This is a genomic window from Selenomonas sp., from assembly GCF_057272215.1.
Genome location: NZ_DBHIUY010000008.1, coordinates 1 through 16,862, shown reverse-complemented (window position 1 = coordinate 16,862; position 16,862 = coordinate 1). Strand labels below are relative to the sequence as shown.

At 54.9% G+C, this 16,862-nt stretch carries 12 protein-coding genes; 9 read left to right on the top strand and 3 right to left on the bottom strand.

Annotated elements, in window-relative coordinates:
* The first annotated feature begins 96 nt into the window (after positions 1-96).
* From ACO5Z0_RS08150 to ACO5Z0_RS08120, 7 genes are read left to right on the top strand one after another with little or no spacing between them, the layout of a single operon-like run.
* A complete protein-coding gene (locus ACO5Z0_RS08150) occupies positions 97-2,262 on the top strand; it encodes a transglycosylase domain-containing protein (RefSeq protein WP_485649888.1) in 2,166 nt (721 codons plus the stop codon).
* Between the two features lie 33 nt (positions 2,263-2,295).
* Entirely contained in the window at positions 2,296-3,516 is a 1,221-nt protein-coding gene (gene tyrS, locus ACO5Z0_RS08145) for a tyrosine--tRNA ligase (RefSeq protein WP_485649887.1), read from the top strand.
* A 40-nt stretch (positions 3,517-3,556) separates the two neighbouring features.
* The gene (locus ACO5Z0_RS08140; protein ID WP_442672288.1) at positions 3,557-4,288 is read left to right on the top strand and encodes a YebC/PmpR family DNA-binding transcriptional regulator; all 732 of its coding nucleotides are present in this window, start codon (positions 3,557-3,559) and stop codon (positions 4,286-4,288) included.
* Between the two features lie 35 nt (positions 4,289-4,323).
* A complete protein-coding gene (ruvC, locus tag ACO5Z0_RS08135; protein WP_442672287.1) occupies positions 4,324-4,818 on the top strand; it encodes a crossover junction endodeoxyribonuclease RuvC in 495 nt (164 codons plus the stop codon).
* A gap of 23 nt (positions 4,819-4,841) precedes the next feature.
* Complete coding sequence (gene ruvA / locus ACO5Z0_RS08130) at positions 4,842-5,447, top strand: Holliday junction branch migration protein RuvA (RefSeq protein WP_442675865.1); 606 nt, start codon at positions 4,842-4,844, stop codon at positions 5,445-5,447.
* Between the two features lie 24 nt (positions 5,448-5,471).
* Positions 5,472-6,476: a Holliday junction branch migration DNA helicase RuvB gene (ruvB, locus tag ACO5Z0_RS08125; RefSeq protein WP_442675872.1), complete on the top strand. Its 1,005-nt coding sequence runs from the start codon at positions 5,472-5,474 to the stop codon at positions 6,474-6,476.
* Positions 6,473-7,093 (top strand): epoxyqueuosine reductase QueH, encoded by a 621-nt coding sequence (locus ACO5Z0_RS08120; RefSeq protein ID WP_485649886.1) that lies wholly within the window; start codon positions 6,473-6,475, stop codon positions 7,091-7,093. Before ruvB ends, ACO5Z0_RS08120 begins: the two co-directional genes overlap by 4 nt.
* A 138-nt stretch (positions 7,094-7,231) precedes the next feature.
* Here the strand turns inward: ACO5Z0_RS08120 and ACO5Z0_RS08115 are convergent, their stop codons facing one another.
* From ACO5Z0_RS08115 to murQ, 3 genes are read right to left on the bottom strand one after another with little or no spacing between them, the layout of a single operon-like run.
* A complete protein-coding gene (locus ACO5Z0_RS08115; RefSeq protein WP_442672284.1) occupies positions 7,232-8,314 on the bottom strand; it encodes a DUF871 domain-containing protein in 1,083 nt (360 codons plus the stop codon).
* 14 nt (positions 8,315-8,328) lie between these two features.
* Positions 8,329-9,762 carry a PTS transporter subunit EIIC gene (locus ACO5Z0_RS08110; protein WP_485649885.1) on the bottom strand — a complete coding sequence of 478 codons (1,434 nt, stop codon included), beginning with the start codon at positions 9,760-9,762 and terminating at the stop codon, positions 8,329-8,331.
* A complete protein-coding gene (gene murQ, locus ACO5Z0_RS08105; RefSeq protein WP_485649884.1) occupies positions 9,759-10,664 on the bottom strand; it encodes an N-acetylmuramic acid 6-phosphate etherase in 906 nt (301 codons plus the stop codon). Before murQ ends, ACO5Z0_RS08110 begins: the two co-directional genes overlap by 4 nt.
* A gap of 469 nt (positions 10,665-11,133) precedes the next feature.
* Here murQ and ACO5Z0_RS08100 point away from each other — a divergent pair, with 469 nt between their 5' ends.
* Both ACO5Z0_RS08100 and ACO5Z0_RS08095 read left to right on the top strand, forming a co-directional pair.
* A complete protein-coding gene (locus tag ACO5Z0_RS08100; RefSeq protein ID WP_485649883.1) occupies positions 11,134-16,014 on the top strand; it encodes a TonB-dependent receptor plug domain-containing protein in 4,881 nt (1,626 codons plus the stop codon).
* A 123-nt stretch (positions 16,015-16,137) separates the two neighbouring features.
* On the top strand, positions 16,138-16,862 hold a 725-nt coding region (locus ACO5Z0_RS08095), incomplete at its 3' end, for a transposase (RefSeq protein ID WP_485649882.1).

Sequence of the window (16,862 nt, the reverse complement as noted above, 5' to 3'; positions counted from 1 at the left end):
ATAACAGGGCGGCAGGTTTATCTTGCCCTGTCACTTTCGTTGCAGTATAATGAAAAGCGTATGATTGCGTAAGATGGATTAGGAGGGAGCTTCTTCATGGAAAAACGTACCGATGCGACGCGTGCTTCGCGGCAAGATCTGCAAAGGCGCCTGGCACCGAAGCCGAATCCGAAGCCGCCGCCGAAAAAAAGCCGCGGCGGAAGGATCGTGCGCGCTCTCGTGGGTTTCCTCATTGTCGTATTCGTCATGTTCGTCGGTATCGGCTGCGGTTTTTTGACCGCAAGCATGAATACGAAGGATCATCTTGTCGAGGATATACGTCCGCCGGCGTCCTCGCACATTTACGACATCAACGGCAACGAGATCGCGAATGTTCATGCGGCAGAGAACCGCGAACCTGTCAAACTATCACAGATTCCTCAGAACTTACAGAATGCTTTTGTTGCAGTTGAGGATAATCGCTTTTATGAACACATGGGCATTGACCCGCGAGGCATCCTGCGCGCCGTTTATGCCAATGTCACGGGCAGGATGATCTCCGAGGGCGGCTCGACGATCACGCAGCAGCTCGCGAAGAATGCTTACCTGACGCAGGATCGGACGATAAAGCGCAAGATTCAGGAAATATTCCTCGCCCTCCAGATCGAGCGGCAGTACACGAAGCAGGAGATCTTGGAGCTGTACCTGAACCAGATTTACTTCGGGCAGGGCGCCTACGGCGTGCAGGCAGCGGCGCAGACATATTTCGGCAAGAATGTCGAGGAGCTTGACCTCAACGAGTGTGCGATGCTTGCGGGTATACCGAAGAGCCCCAACTATTACTCACCGTTCAACAACTTCAACGCCGCGCAGGAACGCAAGGGCATCGTGCTCGATCAGATGGAAAAGTACGGCTACATCAACCATGCATCGGCACGCAAGGCGAGCGAAGAGAAGCCGAAGCTCGTTAATCACAAGCAGGAGAAGGATTCGACGGGCGCTTACTTCATTGATTACATCACGCAAAAGGTCATTGATAAATACGGCGCTGACGCCATCTACAAGGAAGGCTTGAAGATCTACACGACGATCGACATGACGATGCAGAAGGCGGCAGAGGAGGCAGCGCATGAGCTGAATGTGCAGCGCACGGACGGCAATGGCATACAGCAGCCCCAGATGGCGCTCGTCGCCATCGATCCGCACACAGGCTACATCAAAGCGATGGTCGGCGGCCGCGGCACAGATCAGTTCAACCGCGCGACAATGGCAGAGCGCCAGCCCGGCTCTTCTTTTAAGCCGTTCGTCTTTGCAGCGGCATTGGAAGAAAACTATTCTCCTGATACCATCATCGACGACAGCCCGATCAAGATTGGCGACTGGTCGCCGAAGAACTACAGCGGCAACTACAGCGGCAAAGTGACACTGCGCACGGTGGCGCGCTATTCGCTCAATGTACCTACGGTAAAGATCGCCCAGAAGCTCGGCATAGAAAAGCCGATTTACTACGCGCAGGAAATGGGCATCACAACCTTTGTGCTCGACGGCGAGCGCAGCGATCGGAATTTCGCTACGGCGCTCGGCGGTCTAACGAAGGGTGTGACGCCGCTTGAGATGACGAGCGCCTACGGCACGTTTGCGAACAAAGGCATACACGTTGAACCTGTCGCCATCGTCAAGATCCTTGACCGCAACGGCAAGGTTCTTGAGCAGGCGGAGCTAAAGCAAAAAAGCGTCATCAAAGAGAGCAGCGCGGCGTCTCTGACGAGTATGCTGCAGGATGTCGTGCAGCATGGTACGGGCACTCATGCCAATATCGGACGCCCCGCCGCAGGCAAGACGGGAACGACAGACAACTATCACGATGCGTGGTTTGTCGGCTATACGCCCGACCTTGTGGCAGGCGTTTGGGTCGGCAACGACGACAATACATCATTGGGCATGATGACGGGCGGCATGGCGCCTGCGGAGATTTGGAAAGCATTCATGCAAAAGGTCGTCGCAGGCACGCCCGCGAAGAACTTTGACGGTGTGTCCTATACGCCGGGTAACGTCAGTGAAATCAAAGACGAGAAAGCTGTGAAGGAAGAAAAGGCTTCTGACAAGAAGGAAAAGAACGCCAAAGACGCCAAGGGAACGGTGCCATCCAACGCAGGCAGCAAAGCTTCGAGTACAGATTCATCGGCGAAGCAGCCCGCTTCCGTACCCACGCAGCAGCCGTCGCCGCCTGCTGCAGACGGCGGACCGGAGCCGGGCGGCAGTGTTTCCAAGGGCAGAGATTGATAGGTACATGTGAGAAGAGAAGGGAAGAGTTCGTTGGCAAATGTTTTTGATGTTTTGAAAGAGCGCGGCTTCATCGCTCAATGTACCGATGAGGAAGGCGTGCGGGAGATGCTCGATAAAGAGTGTGTGACATTCTATGTAGGCTTCGATCCCACCGCGGACAGCCTGCATGTCGGGCACTTTCTCGGACTCATGGCGATGTCGCACATGCAGCGCGGCGGACATCGTCCTGTGTGCCTCGTGGGCGGCGGCACGGGAACGGTCGGCGATCCTTCAGGGCGTACGGACATGCGCAGGATGCTCACCGATGAAGACATTGAGCATAATTGCAGCTGCTTTAAGAAGCAGATCGCGCGTTTCATCGACTTTTCTGAGGATAAGGCGCTGATGGTCAACAATGGCGATTGGCTGCGGAAACTTAACTACATTGAGCTTCTGCGCGAGGTCGGAGCGCACTTCACCGTCAACCGCATGTTGGCTGCCGAAGCGTATAAATCACGCTGGGAAAAGGGGCTGACCTTCCTCGAATTCAATTACATGGTCATGCAGGCGTACGATTTCATGGAGCTTCATCGCCGCCATGACTGCAAACTGCAGATGGGCGGCGATGACCAGTGGTCGAACATCATTGCAGGCGTCGAACTCATTCGCAGGAAGGAAGCGAAGTCCGCTTACGGTCTGACCTTCACGCTGCTTACGAAGAGCGACGGGCAGAAGATGGGCAAGACGACGGGCGGCGCGCTTTGGCTCGACGCCGAAAAGACGCCGCCGTACGACTTCTATCAATACTGGCGCAACATTGATGACGCTGACGTTGAAAAATGTCTTGCACTCTTGACGTTCCTGCCGATGGAAGAGGTGCGTCGCTTGGGCGCACGCAAGGATGCGGCGATTAACGAGGCAAAGACGGTGCTTGCCTACGAAGTTACGAAGCTCGTGCATGGCGAAGCGGCGGCAAAAAAGGCGAAAGCCGGAGCTGAGGCGATGTTTGGCGGCACCGGCGCGTCGGCAGATATACCGACATTTACGCTGATGCCGGAAGATATGGGTAAGAAGCTCATCGACATCCTCACGAAGCACGGTATTTTCCCTTCAAAGAGCGAAGGCAGGCGGCTCATCGCGCAGGGGGGCGTCACGCTCAACGACGTGAAGGTAAGAGACGCTGATTATTGTCTGTGCGATGAAGATTTCACCGACGGTGCAGCGCTCGTCAAGAAGGGAAAGAAAAAGCATTATCGGCTTATGAAAGCCTGAAGCATAACGATACATTTTGGATAAGGAGTTGCAAGGTTTCATGTCAGGACATTCCAAATGGGCGAACATCAAGAGAAAAAAAGGGGCGAATGACGCGATTCGCGGCAAGATCACGACGAAGATCGGCAGGGAGATCACCATTGCCGTCCGCATGGGCGGCGGCGATCCGACGGGAAATATGCGCTTGAAGCTGGCGCTTTCCAAGGCAAAGGCGAACAATATCCCCAAGGACAATATCCAGCGTGCCATCCAGAAGGGGCTTGGCGCTGCTGAAGGGAGCAACTACGAAGAGCTGACATACGAGGGTTACGGTCCGGCAGGGTCCGCCATTATGCTCGACATCCTGACGGACAACCGCAATCGCAGCGCCGCCGATGTGCGCCACATTTTCTCGAAGTACGGCGGCAACCTTGGCGAGACGGGATGCGTTGGCTGGATGTTCAAGCAAAAAGCCGTTTTTATCGTAGAAAAAGAAACGTTCGAGGATGAAGATGAGCTTATGGGCATTGTTCTCGATGCTGGTGCAGAGGACTTCAAGGCGGAAGACGACGTCTTTGAAATCACTGCCGATCCTGCCGACTATGAAGCAATCGAAGCGGCGCTCGGTGAAAAGGGCATCGAAACGGCGTCGGCAGAAATCACGATGGTGCCTGATACGACTGTGAAGCTTGAGGGCAAGGATGCGGAGAAGATGCAGAATCTCATCGACGCGCTTGAAGAGAATGATGATGTGCAGAACGTCTACAGCAACTATGCATTTGATGAAGAGTAAAGGTTTGTGGTCGTGCGATTTGCAGCGGAGTCGTCATGCTTGCTCTGGGGATTGATCCGGGCACGGCGATCTGCGGCTTCGGCTTCGTCTCTTTGGAGAGCAGTCGCCTCGTGCCGCACGCATACGGTGCGCTGACGACAAGCCCCAAAGCGCGCATGGAAGATCGTCTGATGAAGCTCTACGATGGACTGGACGCTCTCATCAAAGAGTATAAACCGGATGTCATGGGCATCGAGCAGCTTTTCTTCAATCGCAACGTCACGACGGCGATTCCTGTCGGACAGGCTCGCGGCGTCGTGCTTTTAGCGGCGGCGAAGAACGGACTGCCAATCGCAGAACATACGCCGCTGCAAGTCAAGCAGGCGGTAACGGGCTACGGAAAGGCGACAAAAGAGCAGGTCATCTACATGGTGTCGAAACTTCTGCATCTTGCTAAGCCGCCAAAGCCCGATGATGTGGCGGATGCGCTCGCTGTCGCTGTATGCACGACACACTGTATGGGAAGCGTCGCTTGGCGCAATCGTTTGTAGTTCGGATATGCGAGGAGATTCTAATGATCGGTTTCCTGCGGGGAAAGGTCGCGCGCCTTTCCCTTGATTTTTGCTTCCTTGACGTCGCGGGTGTCGGCTATCGTGTCTTTGTGTCGGGCGCGACGCACAGCCGTCTGCATATCGGTGAAGAAGTGATGCTCTTTACGCATCTCGCCGTGCGCGAGGACGCCATGACGCTCTATGGATTTTTTTCCGAGGAAGAGTACGAGCTTTTTCAAATGCTCGTTTCCGTCACGGGCATTGGTCCCAAAGCGGCTCTCGGCATCCTGTCGAATATCACGCCGGAGAACCTCTGTCTTGCCGTGCGGAACAAGAAGGCAGCCATCCTGACGAAAGCGCCGGGCATCGGCAAAAAATCAGCAGAGCGTATCATTTTGGAGCTAAAGGACAAGATGAAAGGATTCATGGCGGATCATGAAACGATTGTCGAGGAAGGTTTGATTGAAGAGCCTGTTGAAGATACGATGTTTGCTGAAGCGGGCGCGGCACTCCTCTCTCTCGGCTATACGCAGGCGGAGTTCACACCCGTCCTGCGGCGTGCCAAAGACTGCAAGGATGCTGAAGCGCTCATTCGCTTTGCATTGAAAGAGTTTGCGCAACACCGATGAGGAAGGAGGGGCGGCATGGATGAGATGGAAGGGCGCATCATCGCGCTTGACGAACAGGCAGCGGACACTTGGCAGTACAGTCTGCGCCCGAGAAAGCTCGTCGAGTACATTGGACAGAAGAAAGCGAAGGAGAACTTGAAGATCTTCGTGCAGGCGGCATTGAATCGCGGTGAGGCGCTCGACCATGTGCTGCTCTACGGGCCGCCCGGCCTTGGCAAGACGACGCTCGCGGGCATCATCGCCAATGAGCTTGGCGTGAACTTTCGCATCACCTCGGGACCTGCCATCGAACGCTCGGGCGATCTCGCTGCGCTCTTGACGAACCTCGGCGAGCGCGATGTGCTTTTCATTGATGAGATACACAGACTTTCCAGAAGCGTCGAAGAGGTGCTTTATTCGGCGATGGAGGACTTCGCGCTCGACATCATCATCGGCAAGGGACCGAGTGCGCGTTCCATCCGACTTGACATCGCACCATTCACCTTGGTCGGAGCGACGACAAAAGCAGGGGCGCTTGCCGCTCCTCTGCGCGATCGTTTCGGTGTGATCTCACGCTTGGAGTATTACGAGCCGCAAGAACTCATGCTCATCATTGAGCGCGCGGCGGAGATCCTGCAAATCTCCATCGAAAAGAGCGGTGCAGAAAAGATCGCACGGCGTTCGCGCGGCACGCCGCGCGTCGCGAACCGCCTCTTGAAGCGTGTGCGCGACTTCGCGCAGGTGCAGGGCGCGTCGGCGATTACGGCTGCGATTGCCGATGCGGCGCTCGATCGGCTTGAAGTAGACCGCATCGGACTCGATCATACCGACCGCCGTATGCTTTTGACGATGATTCAAAAGTTTGCGGGCGGTCCCGTCGGATTGGAGACCTTGGCGGCTGCCATAAGCGAAGAGAGCGATACGATCGAAGATGTCTACGAGCCGTATCTCCTGCAGCTCGGCTTTATCAACCGCACGCCGCGCGGCCGCGTCGTGACGCGCACCGCCTATGAACATCTCGGCGTGCCTTATGTGGAGGACGGAAAATGAGCTTGAAACTTTTGCTCCATATGTGCTGCGGTCCCTGCGCGTGTTATCCGGTCAAGAAACTCAGACAAGATGGTGTAGAACCTGTCGGCTACTTCTTCAATCCCAACATCCACCCGTATAAAGAGTGGGATATGCGCTTGAAGACAGCGAAGGAATTTGCCGCCAAGACAGACTTGGATATACGAACGGACGAGAACTATATGCTGCGCGACTTTCTGCGGCGTGCTCTGAACGCCGAGCGACTGCCCAACGGCCGCTGCCGCATGTGCTATACATGGCGTTTGAGCGAAGCGGCGCGTTACGCGAGTGAAAACGGCTTCGAAGCGTTTACGAGCACGCTTTTCTACAGCATCCATCAGCAGCACGATCTCATGCGCGAGACAGCGGAGTTCTTCGCAAGAAAATATGGCGTCGATTTTTACTACGAGGACTTCCGCTCGGGCTGGCAGGAAGGCATCGACATCAGTCACGAGCTTGCGCTTTATCGCCAGCCGTACTGCGGCTGCATCTTCAGCGAGGAAGAGCGCTACAGCAAAGCGATCCGCAAGGAAAAGAAAAAGCGGGCGAAGCAGCGCAGAGCAGCAGCATTGCAGACGCAGATAAAAAATGTCGGATAAGGTGTAGGAAATAAAGAACTTCCGCCAAATAAGCCGCAGGGCTTGGCGGAAGTTCTTTATTTCGTGCAAACTTTCAGGACATATTTAACCGCCGCACGAAGCGGCATGAGGTGCTTTTCAAGCGTTCAGAATGGTGCGCTATTCATCGAGGTGGAAGGAAAATTTCTTACCGGGGATGATGTAGTTGATGAGAAACTGCTCTTCCTCTGGAATGAGCGCAGCGACGTTGACGCGGGCATCGGCAGGCTGCGGGTGCTTGATGATCTGCAGCTCGCCCATGTATCTGCCGTAGTCCTTGTTGTCGAGCGTAACAGCGCCGTAGGGGCGCATCTTTTGATTCTGCGGCAGGATATCTTGCCCCATTTCCTTGAGAATGGCGCGGCTCTCCTGCGCACGCACAGCGTCGCGCGCTTCGTCGAGTCTGGCGGTAAAGACATGCGTTAACAGCTCTTCTTGTACGGGCTCGCGCAGAGAAAGCTCGGCGCGCATAGTCACGCAGTTGTCCTCAATCGAGGTCAGCGTCTCCAACTCCTCGGCAGACGGTAGAGAATCGCCGATGAAAATAGAATCCATGCCGATGGCAGCGAGGTGGCGGGCTGCAAGGGAAAGCGGGAAGTCGCGATGCATCTCAAGCGTCGGCAAGCCGCAGCGAAGCGGCGAACGGCGGCGGAAATGGCAGGGAACAAAAGCGCCGACCGATATGCCCGCCTTGTGCAGCATCGCCGTTTTGCGCACGAGTGTCGCTTCGGCAAGTCCTGTGCCTTCGCGCGGATAGAAGTTGTGCAGTGCGTCGATCTTGTCGAAGTCAGCGTTCTCCTGCAAAAGCTGTGTGAGGAATTTGCCTGTGACCGTAGAAGCATTGATCTGGATGCGCATATTCTGCGTATTGCGGCTGAGTTCAGCGATGTGCGCGGCGCCATATCCGTAATCAATGCGCAGGGTATGTATACCCATAAATTGAAATGCGGCGAGGGAAAAATGACGCATACCGAGAAGTTCAAGAGTTGCAGGAGAAATATCGGAGATGATCTCCATATCATACTTACGAGCCGTCTGCACGATGGCGCTGAACTCTTCCTTGAGCGTGCGCTGATTCGTTTCAGGGATATGCAAGGAGGTGAATATGCGCGTGACGCCAAGTTTGGCGGCAGACTCGATGAGGTGAAGATTTTCTTTTGGGGTGTTGTCAAGAGCGGGATAAACAGAGATTCCTGTCTGCATGGCAATGCCTCCTTTCATTGTTTTAGCGCTTCTTCGGGATCTTGGAAGCCGAGCAGCCAAGTCGCGCAAAAACCTGCGATGTATGCAGTCAAAAGTCCGACGAGATAGATCGTGAGATTGTCCGTGACAGCGGCGAGCGGCAGCCCCGATATCCCCATAGCATGAGCGCCGATGCTGAAAGATGCCTGTACCGCGCCGCCGCAGGCGCCGCCGATGCAGGCGCCGAGGAAGGGGCGTCCGAGCGGCAGTGTGACGCCGTAGATCAGCGGCTCTCCAACGCCCAGTATGCCGACGGGAAGAGCCGTCGCTACAGTTTTCTTGAGAAAAGTGCTCTTCGTTTTGCAATAGACGCAGATGGCTGCGCCTACCTGTCCCGCACCTGCCATGGCAAGCACGGGCAGCAGGATCGTCACACCATAGCGTGAGAGCAGTTCTGCGTGAATCGGCGTCAATGCCTGATGTATGCCGAGCATGACCATCGGCAGCCATGCCCCGCCGAGCAGGAAGCCTGTCAAAGCGCCGCCGCTGTCGATGGCAGCGGTCGCAGCCTTCCCGATCCATTCAGAGAGGATGCCGCCGACCGGCTGTAGGATAAAGAGAGCCGCGAAACCGGCGATGAGCAAGACGAGAAGCGGCGTGAGAAATAGGTCAAGCATCTCGGGTACGAGACGATGGAGCTTCTTTTCGAGCCATGCGGCGAGCGCCGTGACGAGAAGCACAGCGATGATGCCGCCGCGTCCCGGTACGAGAGAGAAGCCGTCTAAGGAAACAGCGGCAAGTCCCGGATGCGACAGGATGACGGCGAGTGTGCCGCCGAGCATGGGCGAGCCGCCGAATTCTTTCGCGGCGTTGACGCCGACGAGAATGTTCATGCCGAAGAATACGGCATTGCCCATGAGCGCGAAGAGTGCGGCGTAGGGCGTCGCGGCAAGTGCAGGAAAAACTTTGAGCGCGATGTTCAAGAGCCCGGTGATGATGCCACAGGCGATGAAAGCGGGAATCAACGGGATGAAAATATTGGCGATGCGCTTCAAGAAGAGCTTCGCCGGCGTCGCATTCCTCCGACGTATGGTTTCATGCAGCGCTTTGCCATCGCCGACGGCGGAGCCTTGCGCCGCCTGGCGCAGCGAAAGCAGCGCTGCATCGCCGCTTTCTTTTGCATCGTGCGCTTGCTGCGATGCTTCTGTAGGGGAGAGAGCCTTTGCAAGGAGCGCTTTGAACGTTTCCGTCACGGAAGCAGCGCGTCCGGGACCAAGGATGATCTGCAGTTCTGCATCGCTTGTATGCGTACCTAAGACGCCGTCGAGCATCTTGAGCTTTTGCTCAAGATCGGGCGGGCGCGTCCGCAGCTCAAGGCGCAGGCGCGTCATACAGTTTGTCGCTTTGCTGACGTTGGCGGCGGGTCCGACGAGACGGAGAATCTCCGCTGCAAGAGCTTCAGGCTTCATGAAGATTCCCCCTTGAGCGCACGTCCGATATAGCCGTCCGCATTCGCAAGCTGCACGCGCGCCTCTTCGGCAGAAAGATTGGCGAGAAGCATGAACACGGCGAGTTTGGCGCTGCCCGCTGCTTTTGTCAATGCTTCTTCTGCCTCTCGAAGGTTCTTTCCTGTCGCTTCCATGACGATGCGCCGTGCTCTTTCTTTGAGTTTGTCATTGGAAACCTTCACATCGACCATGAGATTGCCGTAGACTTTGCCGAGACGGATCATCGTACCTGTGGAGAGCATATTGAGGATGATTTTTTGCGCTGTTCCCGCCTTGAGCCGTGTCGATCCGGTGATGACCTCGGGACCTGTGACCGCCGTGATCGCGATGTCGGCGAGTGCAGCGATGGGAGAATCGGGTGTGCAGGCGACGGCGATGGTCGCCGCTTTGAGCGACTTCGCGTAGCCGAGACCGCCGATGACATACGGTGTGCGTCCGGAAGCCGCGACGCCGCAAAGTACATCCGCAGCACAAAAGCCTCGTACCTGTAAATCTTCCTGTGCCTGCGTGAGAGAATCTTCAGCTCCTTCCTGTGCATGAAAGACAGCATCCGTGCCGCCCGCGATGACGCCCTGTACGAGAGAGGGATCTGTGCCGAAGGTCGGCGGGCATTCGACAGCATCAAGGATGCCAAGCCTGCCCGATGTGCCGGCGCCTAGATAAAAAAGGCGGCCGCCTTTCTTTAGACGAACCGCAATGATTTCCACAGCCCGAGCAATCATGGGCAGGGCGCTCTCAACAGCTCCGATGATATTTTTGTTCTCTTCATGGATTGTGCGCAGCATGTCAGGGATGGGAAGCTCGTCAATATGAAGCGTCGCCGTATTGCGCTGCTCCGTTGTGAGCTTGTCGAGATCAATCATGAAGACAAAGCACCTCAAATCTTATTTCGTTCAGTTCTGGATTTGCAGACGACGAGAGGACAGTGCAGATATTGTGAAGATGGGGTGCTGAATCTATCCGGGCTTCCCAAGGAAGGAAGATGAAAAAACCGACCTCTCTCAAATTCCTTACTTTGACATGAAAGACGTAAATCCTCTTTCCATAGTAAATAATTATCAAAAAAATTGCAAAAAAATGCAGATGATGAAAAAGGACAGTAACCTGCACGCGCAAACATCCACTTTGCGGACATGGTGCGCCGCCCTAATCGAAACATGGTCAATCGCTCCGCGCTTACGGCTCGACCAATTGGGATTCGATGCTCTGCAAAATGAATCGCATTCATAATAAATTCTTTCGTGAAAACACTAGACTTCTCTTCATGTCGTGCTATAATAAGAATCGTATTTAATATCATTATCGAGTAATAGGAATGGGGAGGAAGCAGGCATGAAAAAGATTACAAGCCGCAGGATCGGGAAGGTTCTTGCTTCGGCGGTCGCGCTGCATTTTATGCTGCCCGCTTGTGCTGTATGGGCGCACGAAAGTGCGGGGGGGGCAGACATTCAGACGGAATCCGTTGACGTCGAAGCGAACGCCGCGAAAGAGGATGCGAAGTACGAGTCGCAGTCTACGACGATCATCACGAAAGAGGACATCGAGAAGAAGCAGGCGAAGTCCGTCGAAGACATCATCTTCGACGAGACAGGCATGACGCGGAGCGTCGATGCTATGGGGCGCGTCACGCTCTCGATTCGCGGCGCGGAGCCGCGCCATACCTTGATCCTCGTCGACGGGCAGCCCGTCATGGGCGACTTCGCCAAGTATACGGGCGCGGGCGACGAGTTGCAGCGGCTCGGCACGGAGAACGTCGAGCGCATCGAGATCATCCGCGGCGCGGCGAGCGCGAAGTATGGCGCCGACGCCATCGGCGGCGTCGTCAACGTCGTCACGAAGGCGGCGGCGAAGAATGCAGGTTTGCGTCTGAATCTTGAAGGCAGACGTGCTGCGGGCGATTCGAATCTGCCATACAAGAACTTCTTCCTGCGCGCCGACTCGGGCGACATCGGCAAGCTGCGCGTCGCAGCCTACGGCGGCAAGCGCGACATCATGCCGATTTACAGCACGGAATCCTTCGGAGGTCTCATCAAGAGCGGAAGCTCTTATGAAGACGAGGAAAGCCATGTGCGAAACTCGCTGCGCTACTATGGCGACATCAAGAATATCGGACTTGTCGCATCCTACGATCTTGATAAGAATCATAGTCTTTCTTTGAACCTCGATCATACAGCAGAAGATATGGAGCGCTTCGTCAAGCGATCGAACTCTGGAGGAGAGGGGCTGCAGCACTTCAAGCGTGAGCTTGACCGCAACACCTATCGCCTCTCGTATACGGGGCGCGGCGGCAATTCGGATTGGAATGTCTCTTTCGACTATACGAAGATGAACGAGGACGACATCACGCTGACCTCGGACTATATCAATTCTCCCTATGAAGGCAAAAACACGCTCAACTACATCGACGACCTTATGCATCAGCAATGGAGCCTCAAGGCGTCGGCAAACACCCAGATCCATCGCGATCATCTGCTGACCTACGGCATTGGCTACACGCAGGAGAAGGGCGAGGGCAGCCGCATCAAAAACGCGCCGAACAGCTATACGCGCATGATCGACCCGTGGGATTACGACAAGAACCTTTATACGAGAGGCGGCGCGGGTGCGCCATCTTCGCGCGTACACGACTATGCGATGACGCGAAATGAAGCGGGAGTACCGAAGTATGACAATGAATACGAGTGGTATGGACATAAGGACGCTGCCGGACGCTCGCAGGCGCCGCTCTATACATATCAGGACTATTTGAAATACGGACCGTATGGAGTTGACAGCGATGGAAATCCGGCGCCGCCGGATGTCATGGCGCGGCTCATGGCATTCGGCAAACAGTTGCAGGATGATGCGCGAAATCATGATTTGCCAATCTTGTCGGAAACCTCGGCGATTAACCACTACTATGACGAAAACATGAGGAATTATGATCGCCAGACTTATGGACACGCAGCGCTTTGGAACGGAAAAGCGTTCAACGAGGAATTTGAGGCGCGGCAGAACCGATTGACGATCGGCAGTGTGGAGATTAAGAAGCAATATGTATTTTTGCAGGACGCATGGCAGATCAATCGAAATACGCTGCTCTCGCCAATTCTGCGCGTCGATCACAGTAGCCTTTTCGGCACACATGCGACGTTCAATATCGGCATGACGCACAACATCGGCGGCAAGGCGAACCAGCGCTTTAAGGCGAACCTCGGCACGGGCTATACCGAGCCGGGCATGGGAGAGCTTTATTACAACTGGGAGATGTATGCAGGCTCGCCGATGGGACTTGAACGCGCGCGCCTTGGCTACTACTGGGTCGGCAATCCGAACTTGAAGCCGGAGAAGTCCCTCAACTTCGATCTTGGCTATGAGGGCGAGAGCACAGATGGCAGGGACAGCTATCGTATCAATGCGTTTCACAACCGCATTGACAACTATATGACGACCTACTTCACCGGCTATCTTATGGATTTCCATCCGGAAATTTCCGCTGATGGCAGATGGCTCATGCCGCCCGATATGATTTACAGCTTCAAGAACATCGGCAAAGCGGAGATCACAGGTCTTGAAGCGGAGTATAACCATCGCTTTGACAAGCATTGGTCGGCGAAGCTTGGCTATACCTATCTTCATGCCATCAACAAGAGCGATCCGAACATGCCGGATCGTTTGCTCAATCGGCCGCAGCACAAGATCGACCTTGGCGTGACCTACGAAAACCAAGGCTGGCGTGCGACGCTCTGGGGAAACTACTACGTCAACATGCTCGACAGCAACAGCGTGGCGAACAACGGCAACTATTACGACTGGGACGGCGTGGCGAAAAAGTGGCATTATAACTTCGCCGAAGGTGGTAAGCAGACGTACGAGACAAAGACCTTCGGTATCTGGAACTTCATCCTGCAAAAAGACTTCGGCAAGGATGCGAGCGCCTATATCGGCGTCGACAATATCTTCAACCATCGCGACGACGACCGCGCGATCAACGAGCGCACCTATCGCATTGGCGTGAACTTGAAGTTCGGGCCCGATGCGAGCACGGGGGTGGGCGGGCGCTTCAAGAAGGAAGAAGCGCATCTCATCCCCGAAGACGCATGGTTCATCCAAAAGCCCTTCGATACGACGAAAGAAAAGGGCGTGCGTGTCATCGGCGATTATCGCTGGCGTTGGAACGCCTTTACAGGCAAGGAAAAGCCGTCTGAAGCGCGTGTCACGACCACCGCGAGCGTAAGCGACGGCGCGTATAAGAACTACCTCGAAAAAGCCGAGCACGGCTTCGAGCAGCGGCTGCGCGTCGGCGTGGATGCGAGGATCGATGCGAATACGAACCTCACCATTTTGGGAAGCGCTTCGGGGGCTGAGGGCGTCGGCACCGATACCGATGTCGCCAAAAGCCGTGGACTCAATCATGTGCGCCTTGATGAAGCGAATCTCACCGTACATGCAAACGACTGGGACTTCTCGCTTGGCCGTATGACGGAGCCGATGGGCGTCACAGGCTACTACTTCGGCAAAGAGTACGACGGCGGACGCGCCGTCTGGACGGGAGCCCATACGCAGGTGCGTCTCGGCTACGGCGACTTCCGGCACTCGACAGGCGTCACAGACTCCGCCTATACGCACGCGACGCGCCAGAGCTTCGTGCGCGGCGTGACCAAGGAGGAATGGCTGGGCTATAAGGCGACCTCGATCAACAGCCGTACGACGGGCGCCGTTCCGTATTATCCGAACTATAGCACGCTCATTAAGGATACCCCGGGCTTTGACGGACTGTATCAACGGCTCGTCAAGGCGCAGAGTTTGGCAGAGCAAAAGCAGATTCTTGACGAGTATCTGAATGTTGTCAAACAGGATAATCCCAAAGTATATCAGAAATTGATGGATCGATTGTCCGAGGAAGGGGAAATAGAGCACGATAATTTCGCATGGTACAAGGTGACGGTGAGGGACAAACATGGCAACGTCGTCGGGACATATCTTTCGCAGAAAGAAATTCCACAGTTGAAGAAGCTGCACCCAGAAAAAAGCCTTTCCTATCAGGACAGATTCAATCGCGAAAAGATGGAGGATGTCACCCGTAAGGCATGGGAGTCGGCGGAGGCAGATCTGGAGACGACACGGACGCGGGTGGATAGGCGTGAAGATATCGACGGTCATCCGGATGGGGTTTATAAGCTGACGTATGAGTTCTACGGCTATGGAACATATCACGGAAAGAAGCCGATTCTTGGCTACAATCTGAAGATGAGTGATTTGCAGCCCGGAGATTTCAGATCGATGACGAAGGATGAGGCAAAAGAGCGCACCATTCGTTCCTCTTGGGATAAAAGCGCTTACCACGGGGTGCAGTCGTTGAAACGCGATCCGAATGATCCCGATACCGCATATACACTAAAGGGGAAGATTCCGGCAGGCAATAAGAAGGGTATATCGCATCTCGGTCAAACGATCATCAACTATCTGATTGAGGATGATCAGTGGGGTCCGGAGGACAAGAGCGCTCTGCCGCTCAATCTGCTGAAACGCGCGGGCTATTTTGTGCTGCAAGTCGGCACCGTTCTCGAGCGCGACCAGATCCCTGCGCTCAAGCAAGCCTTCTATGTGCAGGCGCGTCATGAACTCACGCCGAATCTCGGCGTCGCCGCTTGGTATCTGCGCTCGGTCGGCAATGACTCGCATCGCTTCCTCGCGGCGAACGGCGCGACGAACGATGTCAGCACCTTCGACACGCTCGCGAACGTCGTCGGCGTCGGCGCGAAGTGGCAGCTCTCGAAGAACGCCGCCGTCTCCTTCGACTACGGCGTGAACACGACCGACTTCGGCAAGTACATGAACGGCCACACACGCTACGAGCACAAGAGCGGCACATCCGACTTCGCCATCAAAGGCAGGGAAACCGGCTCTGCACCGAAATTCTGGGTCATGCGGCTCGATCTCGGCAAAGCCGATACAAAAGTGCCGCACTCGTGGAATGCGTTCATCGACTACAAGCGCTTCGAACACGGCTCCTTCTTCGGCGGCAACGGCACGGAAGCGCTGCCCGACCGCTACCTCGACGGCATCAAGAGCTTCACCGTCGGCGCGGGCTATGTGCCGATGGAAAACCTCCTCGTCGAAGCCTTCTACACCTTCGGCGCCAAAGGCATCGGCGCACGCGACACCCTCTACGGCCCCGAGCGCTTCAGCCTCGGCGACTACGCAAGGGTGCAGCTCACCTATCGTTTCTAAGGACGAAAATCGAGAAGAAGACGTCAAACAGCCCGACGGCAATCCGTCGGGCTGTTTGCATGTCGCGATTTATGCTATAATAGGGACAGGAAAAAGGACTTTCAGAGAGACGGAGAGACTGCGATGGAAAAAGAGAAGAAAGGCAGACAATATCAAGATACGGTCTTTCGCATGTACTTCAACGAAGAAACGCGACTGAAAGAAGTCGCCGGAGCTTTGCATGGAAGATCATACGCAGAAGAACCGCTGCAAATCGTGACGCTCGACGGAACATTCCTGTCGCAAATAAAAAATGACATCTCATTCCTACTGGCAGGACGCAATTTGATCTTCCTTGAACACCAAAGCACCGCAAATCAAAATATGCCGCTGCGTTGTCTGTATTATGTCTGCGAACAATTACGACAGTACATTCCTGCGAAGAAACTCTACCAGAACACTCCGATCAAGCTCCCTGCGCCGGAGTTTCACGTATTCTACACGGGAAACAGCGATATGCCCGAAATCTGCCAGATGAAGCTGTCAGATGCTTATGTGAAGACAGATGAAGAAATTCATTTGGAGTTAAAAGTAAACTTCCATAACATCGCCTATGACAATGCGAAGTCACTTCTGCAAAGAAGTCGGTCAATTCATGACTACAGCTTCTTCCTTGATCGAATCAAAAGAAATATGGCAGATGGCATGGAAAGAGCGCAGGCAATCCGTAAAGCCATGCGGTACTGTGAAGAAAGCAATATTATGAAAGAATTTTTGCAGCAGCATGAAAGGGAGGTCGTCGATATGGTGAATTTTGAATGGAACCAAAAAGATTTTGAAGAAGCCATCCTTGAAGAGGGCATAGAGCG

Bases quoted from the DNA above. Each gene is read 5' to 3' on its own strand.
- ACO5Z0_RS08150 (WP_485649888.1), top strand. From the start codon at position 97: ATGGAAAAACGTACCGATGCGACGCGTGCTTCGCGGCAAGATCTGCAA.
- ACO5Z0_RS08140 (WP_442672288.1), top strand. From the start codon at position 3,557: ATGTCAGGACATTCCAAATGGGCGAACATCAAGAGAAAAAAAGGGGCG.
- ruvC (WP_442672287.1), top strand. From the start codon at position 4,324: ATGCTTGCTCTGGGGATTGATCCGGGCACGGCGATCTGCGGCTTCGGC.
- ruvA (WP_442675865.1), top strand. From the start codon at position 4,842: ATGATCGGTTTCCTGCGGGGAAAGGTCGCGCGCCTTTCCCTTGATTTT.
- ruvB (WP_442675872.1), top strand. From the start codon at position 5,472: ATGGAAGGGCGCATCATCGCGCTTGACGAACAGGCAGCGGACACTTGG.
- ACO5Z0_RS08120 (WP_485649886.1), top strand. From the start codon at position 6,473: ATGAGCTTGAAACTTTTGCTCCATATGTGCTGCGGTCCCTGCGCGTGT.
- ACO5Z0_RS08115 (WP_442672284.1), bottom strand. From the start codon at position 8,314: ATGCAGACAGGAATCTCTGTTTATCCCGCTCTTGACAACACCCCAAAA.
- ACO5Z0_RS08110 (WP_485649885.1), bottom strand. From the start codon at position 9,762: ATGAAGCCTGAAGCTCTTGCAGCGGAGATTCTCCGTCTCGTCGGACCC.
- murQ (WP_485649884.1), bottom strand. From the start codon at position 10,664: ATGATTGATCTCGACAAGCTCACAACGGAGCAGCGCAATACGGCGACG.
- ACO5Z0_RS08100 (WP_485649883.1), top strand. From the start codon at position 11,134: ATGAAAAAGATTACAAGCCGCAGGATCGGGAAGGTTCTTGCTTCGGCG.